This is a genomic window from Schaedlerella sp. (assembly GCF_056796775.1).
Window position 1 is genome coordinate 1 of record NZ_JBQIKP010000014.1, and the last position, 14217, is coordinate 14217.

11 protein-coding genes are annotated in these 14217 nt (G+C 49.5%); 4 read left to right on the forward strand and 7 right to left on the reverse strand.

The genetic code is table 11. From position 1 onward, the window contains the following. Positions 1 to 76: 76 nt before the first annotated feature. The 5 genes from ACTOY7_RS08565 to ACTOY7_RS08585 form a co-directional block, all read right to left on the reverse strand. On the reverse strand, positions 77 to 1468 hold the full coding sequence (locus ACTOY7_RS08565; protein ID WP_482671926.1) for a mannitol dehydrogenase family protein: 1392 nt from the start codon (positions 1466 to 1468) through the stop codon (positions 77 to 79). 22 nt (positions 1469 to 1490) lie between these two features. Continuing rightward, the gene (locus tag ACTOY7_RS08570; protein ID WP_160284629.1) at positions 1491 to 2108 is read right to left on the reverse strand and encodes a flavodoxin family protein; all 618 of its coding nucleotides are present in this window, start codon (positions 2106 to 2108) and stop codon (positions 1491 to 1493) included. Positions 2109 to 2915: 807 nt separating this feature from the next. Continuing rightward, positions 2916 to 4253 carry a vWA domain-containing protein gene (locus ACTOY7_RS08575; protein ID WP_160282968.1) on the reverse strand — a complete coding sequence of 446 codons (1338 nt, stop codon included), beginning with the start codon at positions 4251 to 4253 and terminating at the stop codon, positions 2916 to 2918. Between the two features lie 372 nt (positions 4254 to 4625). Beyond that, positions 4626 to 4823, reverse strand: coding sequence for a helix-turn-helix transcriptional regulator (locus tag ACTOY7_RS08580; protein WP_160282969.1), 198 nt, complete (start codon positions 4821 to 4823; stop codon positions 4626 to 4628). Continuing rightward, the gene (locus ACTOY7_RS08585; RefSeq protein ID WP_160282970.1) at positions 4820 to 5173 is read right to left on the reverse strand and encodes a DUF3796 domain-containing protein; all 354 of its coding nucleotides are present in this window, start codon (positions 5171 to 5173) and stop codon (positions 4820 to 4822) included. The genes ACTOY7_RS08580 and ACTOY7_RS08585 overlap by 4 nt, the downstream gene beginning before the upstream one ends. Positions 5174 to 5517: 344 nt before the next feature. Here ACTOY7_RS08585 and ACTOY7_RS08590 point away from each other — a divergent pair, with 344 nt between their 5' ends. Beyond that, positions 5518 to 6789 (forward strand): dihydroorotase, encoded by a 1272-nt coding sequence (locus tag ACTOY7_RS08590; protein ID WP_482672147.1) that lies wholly within the window; start codon positions 5518 to 5520, stop codon positions 6787 to 6789. Between the two features lie 354 nt (positions 6790 to 7143). Here the strand turns inward: ACTOY7_RS08590 and ACTOY7_RS08595 are convergent, their stop codons facing one another. After that, the gene (locus ACTOY7_RS08595; protein ID WP_482671572.1) at positions 7144 to 8793 is read right to left on the reverse strand and encodes an ATP-binding protein; all 1650 of its coding nucleotides are present in this window, start codon (positions 8791 to 8793) and stop codon (positions 7144 to 7146) included. A 194-nt stretch (positions 8794 to 8987) separates the two neighbouring features. On the opposite strand from ACTOY7_RS08595, the gene ACTOY7_RS08600 reads away from it, so the two are divergent. Continuing rightward, positions 8988 to 9431 (forward strand): MerR family transcriptional regulator, encoded by a 444-nt coding sequence (locus ACTOY7_RS08600; RefSeq protein ID WP_394682575.1) that lies wholly within the window; start codon positions 8988 to 8990, stop codon positions 9429 to 9431. A 20-nt stretch (positions 9432 to 9451) separates the two neighbouring features. Here the strand turns inward: ACTOY7_RS08600 and ACTOY7_RS08605 are convergent, their stop codons facing one another. Beyond that, a complete protein-coding gene (locus ACTOY7_RS08605; RefSeq protein WP_482671573.1) occupies positions 9452 to 10429 on the reverse strand; it encodes a leucine-rich repeat domain-containing protein in 978 nt (325 codons plus the stop codon). A 287-nt stretch (positions 10430 to 10716) separates the two neighbouring features. Here ACTOY7_RS08605 and ACTOY7_RS08610 point away from each other — a divergent pair, with 287 nt between their 5' ends. Further along, a complete protein-coding gene (locus ACTOY7_RS08610; RefSeq protein WP_160282975.1) occupies positions 10717 to 11397 on the forward strand; it encodes an ABC transporter ATP-binding protein in 681 nt (226 codons plus the stop codon). Beyond that, positions 11397 to 14162: an ABC transporter permease gene (locus ACTOY7_RS08615; RefSeq protein WP_482671574.1), complete on the forward strand. Its 2766-nt coding sequence runs from the start codon at positions 11397 to 11399 to the stop codon at positions 14160 to 14162. Before ACTOY7_RS08610 ends, ACTOY7_RS08615 begins: the two co-directional genes overlap by 1 nt. The last annotated feature ends 55 nt before the right edge of the window (positions 14163 to 14217 follow it).

Genomic DNA, 14217 nt, shown 5'->3' on the forward strand with positions numbered 1-14217 from the left:
GAAAACAATATTTTATTGGCATGAAATTGGTACAAAGAGTGCCTCATATTTCTTATTTACCGATTTCATTTTATTTTTAGGTTAGGTTCACGGATTCAGGTTCCTCGTCAATCGCAAGAAGATAACGGAACCACCCGGCAATCGCAACCGGGATACCGTTCAGGCGTGCCGCGTCCCCGAACTTCGCCACATAGGATTTGATCGTCTCTCCGAAACGGATCCCGATTCCCTGGGACACATCCACCGAAAGTCTCTGGGTGGTATCGCCCAGGTAAGGGTTGGGAAAACGTTCGTTGATCACCTCGTCCAGAAATGCTTTCGGGGAAAGGATGCCCGGATCCGAAACCACCTCCATGCCTTCCACGTACCCGACCTGCCGCGCCAGCTCCAGCATGTCGGGATCTTTCATTTCATCGGAAAACAATTCATACCCCAACACACATCCATAGGGCCCCAATGCGGTGTGGATGGGATTGAGACAGGCCGTCACCTTCATTTTCTCGGACTTGTTGACCGTATCCCGATCTGTCATGTATACCCCTGCCTTCTCCAATGCCGGGCGGCCGTTTGGAAAGCTGTCCTCTACCACCAGATACTGGGGCCCCTCCGCATTGACAAAGGGTGCGATATAAGTTTTTCCGGACGTGATCACCGGCTGCATATTTTCCACTCCGATCTCATCCAGCTCGTTCGCGATCTTCTCGCTGGGCCGGGGCGTAATCTTGTCGATCATTGTCCACGGGAATGAAACTTGGCTTTCGTCTCGAATATAATGAAGAAATCCCTCCTCCACAAGACCTCGTTTCTTCCATTCCTCTGCGATTTCCAATACAGAATTTCGGAATTTCTGCCCGTTTTGAGAACAGTTATCCATGGATACCAGGGCAAGCGGAAGTTTGCCGCCGTGGTAACGCTCCAGCAGCATGGCCGTTACAACTGCCATGGCACTCGACGCTTTCTCCGGCCCGTTTTCAATGTCTGCTCTTATAAAGTCAAAATAGGTTCCGTCCGCTCTGGTCAGCGCATATCCCTTTTCCGTGATCGTAAATGAGATCATCTGCAGGCCTGGGGCGCGGAAAATTTCTTTTAACCGATTCCACTGTTCAGGATTGGAATGCTGTGCTTTCACTGCTTCTGTCACAGAGCCCAGCACCTTTCGGTCCGTTGTGCCGTCTCCGTGAAGCGTAATGGACAGGATCAGGTTATCAAAGGGCTTGTATATCTGCTCCACCACATCATAATCAAAGGTCTCAGCACCGATGATTCCCCGGTCCATCAGGCCTTCTGAAATCAGCTGATCCGCAATCCCGCCGATGAAGATCCGGAAAATATTTCCCACACCGAAATGTACCCATACCGGGGCTGTTCTGGTTCTGGCCGCAAGTGCCCCGGCATCATAGGACGGGAGCCCGATTCCGGCCTGCTCCCAATCCTGTCTGTCTTTTATACCATTCAAAGTCAGTTTCATGGTCATTCCTCCTGCTCTCTTTTTAGCGGATAAAATTAGTCCTGCAGGCCGTTTCCTTCTCCGGCAGGCCGTACCGTTCTTTTCCGAGGGCGATGCTCTTCATCAGAAATGCCATATTCACCGCCAGCGTCCGCATGATCTGCAAACCCTCCGCATCCTGCGCGGCCTCGTCCGCGTTATTTCCATGAATGCTGTTCCAATACTGGCCGGATGCCACCGGCATTCCGCAGATTGTAAAATATTTATTCAGTTCATCAAAGGTCGCTGACAGCCCGCCTCTTCTGGCAGACGCCACAGCCGCTCCGACCTTCATCGTTTTGTCAAAGTGCGTGCTGTAAAACAGACGATCCAGAAACGCAACCAATGTGGCATTGGCGGACGCATAGTAGACCGGGCTTCCGACTACCAGTCCGTCGCAGGCTTCAAACTTTTGCGCGGCTTCATTTACCACATCGTTAAAGGCGCATCTGCCGTGCCCTCCGCAGAATCCGCAGGCAACGCAGCCTCTGATGTCCTGATTGCCGATGTGCAGGATCTCCGTCTCCATTCCTTCCCCGGCAAAAACCTGCTCCATCTCATGCAGCGCCGTATATGTACTTCCCTTTGCATGCGGGCTCCCGTTAATCAGTAATACCTTCATCCTTTTTCCTCCGTTGATATTCTATTTTTATTAAAGATGATACCACTTTTCAGCAGAGGAAACAACTGTTAGTACTACGTATCTATCGATTTATGTTTCTTTCCGGCTCTTTATATCTTTCAACAGTCCCATCTATACAAAACCCGGTATGCTGCTTTTCCGTACCGAACTCTTTATAAACAAATTGTTCGGCAACAATCAGTTACATGTTTGTTACTTTTTTCAAGTACTCCCGGATGCTTCGGTTTGGAGCATTGCCGCAAAATTCCGCAAGCCACTGCCACTGCTTGTGTATATCCTCTTCATATTCTGATGAATGGAACGGAGTACTCTTTGATTCAAAGGAGAAATTGAAGTACTCTAACTGCTTCTGAAACTGTGTGGAATATTGATTCCATATTTTCAAATTATAATGGATTAATCCGAAAAAGGCAGTAATATATATCAGCCTTTCAAAATCTGAAAAAGTCATTTTCTCCCTTCCTGACAGCAGTCTACGATCCCTTGCTCCGCATAAATATAAAAAAGCAAACTGCTCTATTTCTTCACGATGCATATGAACTCCTTCTTTCTCTTGCCGGACAAAGTCCGTTCCACAGGTACATACGCTGTGGTATGCCCCTTAGGTCCAGGATTTTGCACTTACGAAACCTTATATTTATGCCATTGATCTCGATATGTAAGTGTCTGTATCATTTTTACAACCAATTTTACACACATATTCAGAAGAATGCAACAACAATTTGCCAAATATACATCCAGAAACATTTTGTTTATTTTTGTACTGACCAGAGAACTATAAAAACTCTATATCACCAGCTTCATCGCCCATCCCGGGACATCCGCATCCCTGTAATCCTCTTGCATGAATACAAATGCCGTCTGATATCCCGGCGCCTTCCTCGGATAGATTCCGTATCCATCCGTAAAATAGATCAACCCCCGGAGCTCTGTAAACTCCCCCTGCCTGATCTTCTCATTCACATATTCAAATGCCGGACGGAAGTCGGTCCCGCCTTCTCCGTACAATGTCAGATTGTCCATATACGCTTTCAGCTCCTTCTCGCTGCTGATCTTCACATCAGACCTCACATCCTCATCACACTGAATGATATGCACATTGATCTTTCGGAAGAAGCTTTCGTTTTGGCTCAATACATCATAGGTTTCTTCCAGGAATCTGCGCACCAGCTCCCCAGAGCATGACATGGAGGTGTCCACCACCACTGCAAATTCTTCCACTTTTTTGACTTCCCTTGTCTCCTGCGGCTCGATCAGCGGCATATTTCCATATAAGGACAGTCCATAGCTGTAAAATGTGTAATCAAAGGTGTCTGTATCGACTCCCAGTTCTTCTCTCAATACGGAAAACTTTCTCAGGAAAGAGCGGTAATCGTGTCTCTCCCTGTTCTCGATCTTCATCTGGCCCAGCAGGTCTCCATTCTGCTCGGATGCCTCTTTGGAAAAGCTCTCCAGATCTGTTTCCATCTGCTCATCGATATCCTGCCACTTCTTCTGCATACAGGAATCCGCATCAGGCTTCCTGTCCGGCTGGTGAGCCGCCCAGTATTGATGGTCGTCTACGTAAAATTCCTGTTCCAGCTTTGCCAGCCTCTTTTCGTCCAGTTCCCAATCCAGCAGCAGCTTAAAAATCCGTTCGGCATGCAGTGTTTTCCCTTCCTGTTCCAGTTTCCGATAAGTTTCCCTTCTAAGGAGGCTTCTGGAATATCGGACCGAACGGTGATAGCTTCCATCAATCAGATGTTCCGCGGCAATGTCGCAGCTCAGGTTCCATAGCCTAGCACCGGGATCTGTCTCCTGGCGTTTTGCCTCCGGAATATCCTCCTTGGATCCTGCCCGATATTCCTTCCATATATGCCGGAAAATACAGTGATACACCATATGCAGATACCCTCGGTTCACCAAGATCCGATTCTGCCGGTACAATCCGCCAAGCTGCTGAGGATGAAAGTACAGCACAGCCCCGTCGGTTCCGAATGGGCTGACTTTGGTATCCATCTGATGCACAAAGCTGTTCAGCGCAACATCCAGAAAACGCATTCCAAGATACAATTCATCCCTGGATGCATTCCATATTTTTTCTCCGAGCAGCTCCAGACGCCCGGCCGCTTCTCTTTTTTCCATACTATAGTTTCCCCGCTTCCTGCCAATTCACCGTTTTTATCTATCCATTTACTTTAATCAAAACTGTGACTTCCTATTCTGAATACGTCTATCTTATCATACTTTTGCCGCAAATTATGACAGTTTTCTACATTCTAAACTTTTTCTTTATAATTTTTCTACTTCTTTTATAAAATGAAAACACTTTGGACACATTTTTCTTTTATACTAAATGTCAGATAGTTGATAAAACAACTATCTCCCCCCTCATAAAGTTAAGACATCCGGGGAGAGATTCCTGGATGTCACACTTTACTCTCATTCCTTTTTAGATAACTATAACAAGAAATCCGCTAACCGTGAGGTTAGCGGATTTCTTTGTCTTTTTTATTATTACGGTTCTACCGTAAAAACCTCCTCAATCGTAACCTGAAATACCTTTGCGATATTCCATGCCAGAACCAGCGAAGGATTGTATTTTCCTTTTTCCAGATTCCCGATCGTTTCCCTCCGCACACCGACCAGCTTTGCCAGTTCCTCCTGCTTCATATCATATCTGGCCCGGTATTCTTTTATTCTGTTTTTGATCATTCCTTCGCTCCTCTTCGCTCTCTCCACTCCAATCCTGTCAGCACAAATGTAAACGCAAGTGTTGATACCACAAAGCTCAGTGCAAACGCCATAGGGATTGCCGCAGAGATATTGTAGAATACAGAGCAGGAAAACATAAGCGGGACAAGGGAAACCATGCTCAGCATAAATGCGATGGTCGCGGATTTCTGCACATTCAATAGAAACATTTCATCCGGAATCATCCAAAAATAGCGGAGAAAATAGATAAATCCAAAAAATCCATACAGTCCTGTGTTGCCGCTCTTCCATCCCAATATGGAAATCAGGGAGAGCAGAGATAAAAATCCCAGATAATTAATCTTTTTCATTCGTAATCCTCCTTTTTATATGTGGTGTTTTTCGCTCTTTATGTTATAAATATACCGCATTCCAAGATGAATGTCAAGAATATATTGTGCTTTTTGAAGCACCGGGGTTACTATTCACAGTCAGATAAAAAATGGCAGTCAGATTCGTCAAGAGAAGCTTGTAAGAAGCCGATTGACAGTTTTTATCTGACTGGTAGAAAATTTAGTTTTTTCATAATAGAATTTCATTTTCATCCTACACGCCTATAAATTGTATTGCCAAATCACATAATATATGTAAAAATAGATTACATCATGCCGTGTCTTTACTGCACGGCTGCATAAAATCAGAAAGGAACAACACTATGATTCTAAAAAACGGCTTGATTATGGATCCAGGTACCAACGCATCGTACAAAGCTGATCTTCACATCCGAGACGGCGTCATTGCCAAGATCGGCCCGGACCTGAGTGCCGCTCCCGGTGAGGAATGTCTGGACGCGGAAGGCTTCATCATTGCTCCGGGGCTGATCGACACCCATACACATTTCCGGGATCCCGGCTTTCCCCACAAGGAGACACTCCACACCGGCGCACTCGCGGCGGCAAGAGGCGGATTCACCTCTGTAATCTGCATGGCAAATACGTCCCCTGCGGTGGATTCGGTTCCCGTACTGCAGGATATCCTGGAGCGGGCAAAGCAGGAAGATATCCGCGTCTTCCAGGCCGGAACCGTATCTCAGGGGCTGAAAGGCCAGGTGATGACAGACATGCCGGCGCTTAAGGAAGCGGGCGCCTGCGGGTTTACGGATGACGGGATTCCCATCACCAATGCCGCATTCTGCTATGAGGCCATGAAGGCCGCAGGGGCGCTTGGCGTTCCTATCAGCCTTCACGAAGAGGATCCTGCCTTGATCCGGAATAATGGAATCAATCACGGAGAGGTCTCCCGACAGATGGGGCTCTATGGCTCTCCGTCCATCGCCGAGGAGTCTCTTGTGGCGAGGGATTGTATGCTGGCGCTGCGCTCCGGCGCCCATGTGGTCATTCAGCATATCAGCTCTGGATATTCCGTAGAGCTTGTACGGTCCTTCCGGGCGATGGGCGCGAAGCTCCATGCCGAGGCGACTCCGCATCATTTTACCCTGACGGAGGATGCTGTACTCACCCATGGCACCCTGGCAAAAATGAACCCTCCTCTGCGCACAGAAAAGGACCGGCAGGCCATTATCCGGGGACTGTCCGACGGCACCATCGACATCATTGCAACGGATCATGCCCCCCACAGCGCTGCGGAAAAAGCGAAGCCGTTCCCGGATGCACCCAGCGGCATCATCGGGCTGGAGACTGCCCTTGCTCTTGGGATCACGTCGCTTGTCCGCCCCGGCCATCTCACACTGATGCAGCTATTGGAAAAAATGACCATAAATCCGGCCCGGCTCTACCATCTGCCTTATGGAAACATAAAGCAGGACAGCCCGGCGGACCTAGTAATTTTTGATCCGGATGAGTCCTGGATCCCGGACAGCTATCATTCCATGTCCTCCAATTCTCCGTTTACAGGCAGGAAATTATATGGAAAGGTGAAATATACCCTGTGCAATGGACGGATCGTATATGCAGATTCCGCAGAGTGAAAAGCTAAGACTCTATGAAGTCTTTTGATTTCCTTTTTGATTTGTTTATAATTTTTCGAGTTCTTTTATGAAATGAAAACACTTTGGACACATTTTTCTATTATACTAAATGTCAGATAGTTGAAAAACAACTATCTCCCCCCTCATAAAGTTTTGGACATCCGGGGCGGTAACCCCGGATTCCGCACTTTTACTCTCATTCCTTTTTAGATAACTATACGGAAGAAGCTCCTGACGGAGCTTCTTTCTATGTGTATAGGAAAAATTCCCCTATTGATATATCTGCGCTCTGAACCCACTTCACACAATAGACATCAGGAAGTTAAAATTGCCGTTAACTGATTTCCTGAACCTTTACTTCAATCCTGTATTGAGCAGTTCTTCCACATCATCCATCTCCCGCACGATCGACTGATGGCGTTCCTGGAAGAGAAGCCCCTTGTTATAACGATAATACTGGTCGCAGCCGTATTCGTTGATAAACCATACACTGTAATAATTGGCATTCAGCTCCGTGATCAGAGCCACCATTTCCTGGCTCTCCCCGAACGCATCCTCCATAAAATCAAATACATGAGTCAGTGTTTCCGAAGTCTGTTCAATCAGCGCCTCCCGGGCATCCACTTCTTTTTGGAACAATGCCTTGACCGCTTCAAATTCTGTATTTTCCGCAGCCAGTGTCCCCTTGACGCTTATTGTAAACCGTTCCAATGCGGCGATCACCCTTTTCAGGATGATCTCCTCCTGCCGGGTCAGCAGTTCCTTTTGTTCCAGCTCTTCCAAGTCCTTCTCCGCACGATGGAGCTCATCTCCGATCGATACCGGAATCCTGACACTGCCGCTTACTTCGGGAACCTGCCCGGTTCCGTTTCCTTCCGCTGCCTGCTCCCCTGCGGTTCTTTCTGTTTCCGCAATCCGGCTTTTGTCAATCTCTTCCGCCGCCTGCCTGTCTCCGGCTCTTTTCTCCTGCCCCTCCCGGTAATGGAGCAGATATTCATACAGCCTGGTTACATAGGCATCGGACAGGAAGCATTCCGTAAAGAGCTGGCTCAGTTTCCCGTTAAACAGGCTGACGATCTTCAAATGCTCGTCAAACGCTGCTGCCTTCACCTTCTGCAGAACCGCCGTATTCCACTTCCCATGCAGGATCTCCTCCACGCCGTAATCTGCTTTATATTTATGATAGAGCTCCAGATAATTCGCAAAATCCCTGGCAATCTTCTGATGCTGGATATACTGGGATATGACCTCCCGGTCCGTCTTTTTTCCCAGGCTTTCATAAACCTGGATGAGCTGGGACAGATCCTCCCAGCCCCTGGCCGTGGCAAAGCATTTTCCATCTACCGTTGTCTCCACCTTATAAAAATTCTGCTTCCGCAGTTCCAGGTAAGAAATGACTGCCGGGTGAATCCCTTGCCTGTATGCATACTCCTTCCACACGCCGAAGTTCTCCTCCACATCAATCTTTTTCAGCCTGTCCAGCGTCACCACGTCAAAGTCCCGCACAGACCTGTTGTATTCCGGAGGGTTTCCCGCAGCAACAATGATCCAGCCCTCCGGCACCTGCTGATTGCCGAAAGTCTTTCCCTGGAGGAACTGCAGCATGGTGGGTGCCAGCGTTTCCGACACACAGTTGATCTCGTCAATAAACAAAATCCCCTCCCGGATGCCGGTCTGCTCGATCTTGTCATACACGGAGGCTATGATCTCGCTCATCGTATATTCTGTGATGGAAAATGTCTTTCCGCCATAATTTTTTTCCCGAATAAACGGAAGCCCCACCGCACTCTGTCTGGTATGGTGAGTGATCGTATATGCCACCAGGCCGATGCGGCATTCCTTCGCGATCTGGTCCATGACCTGCGTTTTACCGATTCCCGGCGGTCCCATCAGAAGGATCGGCCTCTGACGAATAGCCGGGATCCGGTACGCGCCGAACTCATCCTTAGCCAGATATGCCTCTATGGAATCCTTGATCTCCTGCTTAGCCCTTTTAATATCCATCTGTCTCAGCTCCTTTATCCTCTATTGCCGGTAGTCCGAATTGCAGATCTCATCGACCGTGAGTATATTATATGTGAATCTTCAAAAAATAGCAAACCCGATAAAATGATTGACTCTACCTTTTATTTTCTGTTATAATATCAAAGGTTAAAGTATCTTTAATATCTTATATCAACTTTAAAGAGGTTTTGTCTATGTATTATACGATCGGAGAAATGGCGAAAAAGCTGCATGTAGCGCCTTCCAAGCTGCGCTATTATGACAAGGAGGGGCTTCTCCCCTTTGTGGAGCGTTCCAAGGGCGGAATCCGCATGTTCAGTGATAATGATTTTGAATGGCTGTCCATCATCGAATGCCTGAAAAAGACAGGCATGTCGATCAAGGATATCCGGACCTTCATCGGCTGGTGTATGGAAGGAGATTCGACCATTGAACAGCGGCTGGAGCTGATCGAACGCCAGAGAGACGCGGTGCTCCTGCAGATGGAGCAGGTTCAGGAGACACTGGATACACTGAATTATAAAAAATGGTATTATGAGACCGCCCGGGATGCCGGCACCTGCTCCGTACACGATACACTCACAATGGAGGAGATTCCGGAAAAATATCGGACGATCAAGGAACGGCTGGAGGGATAGTCCCTTCCAGCCTGGGCCGTCTACAGTTCAAACCGCTTTTTCCTTTTTTCCGGAAAACGCTGATGCTTCTCATTCATCAGGAGGCTGAGCACTTCCGCTTTTCCTTTTTCCGCGGCCTCCCTGATCGCTTCCTCCAGCCCTTCCCGGCTCCAAAGTCCCCGCTCGGACATGCATTGAAAATATTTCGGATTTTCCCGGCTTACCAGATACTGCGCCGCATCCCTGGGATGCTCCCGCACATAGGCTTCGTATATCGCCCGATGCTCCGCCGTCAGCCCGCATGGACCTGTCAAACGTGAGAACGCCATGTCCGCCAGCACCTCCGGCTTCTCCTGGGCTGCTGCCAGCGGAAATAAGCTGTCATATTTCCGGAAATCCATCTCCCGGCTGTAAAAACACTGGCGATAGTTGTTCCCGGTCCCATGATGCTGGGTAAATAAGATCCGGGCAGGCGTATTTTCCACAGCCTCCTCATAATGCTCGGGAAAAACCAGTCTTACCGCCTGTACTTCTTCCTGCGCATTGGAGCCTTCGTGAAGAAAAAGCACATCCATCCGCTGCCACAGATCACCCAGGATCTCCTTCACACAGGATTTCCTTCCGCGCTTCAAATGAACCTTCAAGGTGTCAAGATTCCCGCATCCGGTAAACGCGCCGCTCCCAAGATATACCAGGGAATCCGTAAATTCCAGCTTTTTCAGCATTTTGCAGTTATAAAAAATGTAGTTTCCAATCTCTTCTACCGTGTCAGGAAAAACAACTTCCTCAACCGCGTCCCCCGCTAAAAGCCTTTCATTTTCTTCAAACAAAACCTCCTCCGGACTCTCATAGACAAGTACGTCCGGATCCTCCTCCCCCTTTTTTGCGGAAAATGCATAGGCAGCAATCTTTTTTACCGGATATCCGGCGATCTGCTCCGGCAGCACGATCTTTGAGACCGACCCCCGGCAGCGGATGATCTCCGCAAAATTGTCCCGGATCTTATACTCTATTTTCATAATATAGATTCCTTTCCCACGAAAACTGTTTTTTTATCTGCAAGACAGTGTCAATTATATTACACTGAACGCCAGATAAATCGGCCGTAAGTATAGTTTACCAGTAAATGCTCAATTTGTCTGTGAAAATTTTATTTTGTCACCTTCCTGTCACTTTCATTTGTTACTATAACCGCAGTCACAGGTCACACCCCGATTAGACGTAATCGGCTACAGACCATGGCCACCAGTCTGACAAATTTTCAGGCCAACAGCATTAGCAACTGCAGAAAGGAGAGTTACATTTTATGGAAATACTGCGCTGCAGCCATTTAACAAAAACATACAAAACCGGTTCGAATCAGGTCGTCGCATTAGACAATGTAGACCTGGCGCTGGAAAAGGGGAGCTTTACCGCCATTGTCGGCGCGTCCGGCTCCGGGAAATCCACACTGCTCCACCTGCTGGGCGGGGTGGACCGTCCCACCAGCGGAAATATTTATATCGAGGATACCGATATTTCCACGCTGAATATGGAAGAGCTGGCGGTCTTCCGCCGGCGCAAGGTGGGTCTGGTGTATCAGTTCTACAACCTGATCCCCACCCTGAATGTCCGGAAAAATATCCTTCTTCCCATACTCCTGGACGGACGGAAACCGGACGAGGCCCGTTTTGAACAGATCGTAAACACCTTAGGGCTCTCGGACCGCCTGTCCCATCTTCCAAGGGAGCTCTCCGGCGGTCAGCAGCAGAGGGTGGCCATTGCCCGCAGCCTCATTTACCAGCCTGCCATCCTTCTGGCCGATGAGCCCACGGGTAATCTGGACCGTCGCAATTCCGAGGAGACCATCGAGCTTTTAAAGCTGTCCAACCAGAGATACGGCCAGACCGTGCTCCTGATTACCCATGACGAAAAGACGGCGCTTATGGCGGAACGGATCCTGACTTTGGAGGACGGGAAAATTGTCAGAGATGAGGTGATGTCCTGATGCAGGTGATACGTGAATATGCGTTCGAAAGTCTCCGCAGAAATAAATACACCAGCGCTGCCATCCTGGTGGCTCTGTTTTTGATGACCACCCTGATGTCCTGCTTCTGCGGCATGGTCTATACGATGTGGGCGGACGATGTATTTCTGAATCAATGGTATGACGGAAACTGGCACGGCGAGCTGTTTGATAACAGCTATGGAAGGGATCTGGAAAAGATTGAAAACTACGCTTCTGTTTCCGCCGTTATGATCAAGGGCTCCTGGGAGGTGGCAAAGATCAGCGACAGCGGACGGCGCAGGTACATCATCCAGCGGCCCGCCACACAAGAATACTGGGATTCCATGCCGGAGAAGCACAGCATTCTGGAAGGTCGTCTGCCAGAAAAAGATTCGGAGCTGGTTCTGTCCAAACAATATTTTGAAGATCATCCTGATGTCAACGTCGGGGATACACTGACGCTTCCTGTCGGGGAACGCATTTATAACGGAGAGGTCTGTATGGAAACGGATACCTGGCGGGAAGGGGAAACCTTCCGTCCGACCGGCACCAAAACCTATACGCTGGTGGGGATCATGGATGTCACCACTTCCTCCGCGGTTCCGGCTTATACCGGCATGAGCTATATGAGCCGGGAATCCATCGCGCCGGAGGATTCCATCACCGTCTATCTGCGGTTTGATCCGATGCGCGGCACTTACCGGGAGCTTCCCGCGCTGGCCGAATCCATAGGTTATAAAAAGGATGAATACGGAAATTATCTTCTGCGGTACAATAGCAGGCTTTTGGCCGACTATATGATCCTGCCGCCGGATCAGTCCTTTTCCCTGGAAATGCTGGCGGTTCCGCTGATGATTCTGGTGTTAGCCTTGCTGATCGTAGGGGTATTCGTCCTGATCATCCACAATGCTTTTGCCCTGTCGCTGAATGAAAAAATGGCCCAGTTCGGCACCCTGTCCTGTGTCGGGGCGTCGCCTGGGCAGATCCTGACAGCTGCCGTCTCGGAGGCTCTGATCCTGGTGATCCCGGTCCTGCCCTTCGGTCTGGCCGCAGGGTGGTTTGTCAATATCCAGTTGTTTGCAAATATCAATGCCCACAATGACATCGGACGGGCCGCGCCGGATATCATACCGGTATTCGGGCTGCCCGCCGTTCTTCCCGCCCTCCTGCTCTCTCTGCTCACAGCCTGCCTGTCAGCGAGGATTCCGGCAAAGAAGCTTGCCAAGGCGCTGCCCATCGAGATCATAAAGCAGGAGGAAGGGCTTCGAAGCTCCGGGAAGAAAAAGGAACGGAAGCATAAAGGGGAAGCTATGAGCATATCCCGCTCCCGGAGGTTTTTTTGCCGTCTGAAAGCAACGGTTCCCAAGCCTTCGCGTACCTCATCCGCATCGCCGTTTGGAGGGATCATCGGGGAACTGTCGGCGCTTTCTCTGTCCCAGAGAAAGCGCTCCTACCGGACTGCTGTCATTTCCCTCTGCCTGTCCTTTCTTTTGCTGACCACCTTCCTGTATGGTTTTTCCATCAATGACGCATCCAGTACCATGCTGCGGGATCAGTCCATGCAGGAGGAACACATCCAGTTGTCCGTCAGTGACGGACGGGAACCGGATCCGGAATTTCTGGAAGCGCTGGTTGAGGTTCCAGATCTCGGGCAGGCTGCGGTTTATAACACTCTGACCTGTGCGGTCTGGGTTTCGGCCAAGGATGCCTCCCCGGATATCCAGGAGCGTTTCGGTGGCTTTGACGGAGTGGTCAGCCGAAATAAATATTCCCTCATTGAGCGGGACGGACGCTACCGGATGCAGACCGAACTGATCGGTCTGGAAGCGCACTGCTTCCGTGAATACTGCGAGAGACTTGGCATTGACCCGGAGCCCTATTTTGAAGATCCGGGCCAGGCGCTGATCTACAATTTTGCCCGGGATCCGGACGCAAGCACACGGAGGCATCCGGTAGACTGCGGACTTTTGGATCTAAAGCAGGGGCAGACACTGGAATTTACGGAGCATGCCTACGACGAAGATACCGGAGATTATACGTTTTCCCTGCGGGCCGGGGATCTGGTGGATACCCTTCCCTGCACAGGCCTTTATGACAAATCACATTTTACGCTGACTGCCGTCATGCCCATGCGGCATGTCCTAGATCTCAGCACACACTGCAGTGAGAGGCGGCATAACAGCACGCAGAATCTCAACGGAAGATTTCAGGTCAGCAGTGAGGGCGGCCTGTCGGATTCCCGGATCGAGAAGGTCTCCCGGCAGATGAAGGAGATTGTTTCCTACTATTACGGAAGCGGAGATTATGTGTTTACAGATGTCATCGACTACAAAAAAATGATTGCGGATATGAAGGAATCCTGGAATCTGATCATCGCCTTCCTGACCGCGTTTCTGGCGGTGATCGGCCTGTCCAATGTGTGGGCGGCCATTTCCGGAAATCTGAGGCAGCGCAGCCGGGAGTTCGCCATGCTGAAATCCGTCGGGCTGTCCAGCCGGCAGCTTAAGAGTCTGCTCTTCCTGGAAGGGGTAACACTGGGACTCAAGCCGTTGCTGTTAAGCCTCCCTTTCCAGATCGTATTCGTGGCCGTATTCCTGCGGCTCAGTGAAGTAACGCTGCTGGAATACCTGCCCTTTGCGCCGCTGGGAATCATCCTGGGATATACGGCACTGATCCTTCTGGCGGTCCTTGGGGCGTACCTGGTCGGGGGACGGAGAATCCGAAAGGAGAATATCATCACCGCAATCAAAAATGATACCTTGTGAAACAGCCGTATGGCCATAACGGGATGCCTTTGGGTATACCTTGCGAAATGACCGC

Coding starts and splice junctions, on each gene's coding strand:
- ACTOY7_RS08565 (WP_482671926.1), bottom strand. CDS start 1,468: ATGAAACTGACTTTGAATGGTATAAAAGACAGACAGGATTGGGAGCAG.
- ACTOY7_RS08570 (WP_160284629.1), bottom strand. CDS start 2,108: ATGAAGGTATTACTGATTAACGGGAGCCCGCATGCAAAGGGAAGTACA.
- ACTOY7_RS08575 (WP_160282968.1), bottom strand. CDS start 4,253: ATGGAAAAAAGAGAAGCGGCCGGGCGTCTGGAGCTGCTCGGAGAAAAA.
- ACTOY7_RS08580 (WP_160282969.1), bottom strand. CDS start 4,823: ATGATCAAAAACAGAATAAAAGAATACCGGGCCAGATATGATATGAAG.
- ACTOY7_RS08585 (WP_160282970.1), bottom strand. CDS start 5,173: ATGAAAAAGATTAATTATCTGGGATTTTTATCTCTGCTCTCCCTGATT.
- ACTOY7_RS08590 (WP_482672147.1), top strand. CDS start 5,518: ATGATTCTAAAAAACGGCTTGATTATGGATCCAGGTACCAACGCATCG.
- ACTOY7_RS08595 (WP_482671572.1), bottom strand. CDS start 8,793: ATGGATATTAAAAGGGCTAAGCAGGAGATCAAGGATTCCATAGAGGCA.
- ACTOY7_RS08600 (WP_394682575.1), top strand. CDS start 8,988: ATGTATTATACGATCGGAGAAATGGCGAAAAAGCTGCATGTAGCGCCT.
- ACTOY7_RS08605 (WP_482671573.1), bottom strand. CDS start 10,429: ATGAAAATAGAGTATAAGATCCGGGACAATTTTGCGGAGATCATCCGC.
- ACTOY7_RS08610 (WP_160282975.1), top strand. CDS start 10,717: ATGGAAATACTGCGCTGCAGCCATTTAACAAAAACATACAAAACCGGT.
- ACTOY7_RS08615 (WP_482671574.1), top strand. CDS start 11,397: ATGCAGGTGATACGTGAATATGCGTTCGAAAGTCTCCGCAGAAATAAA.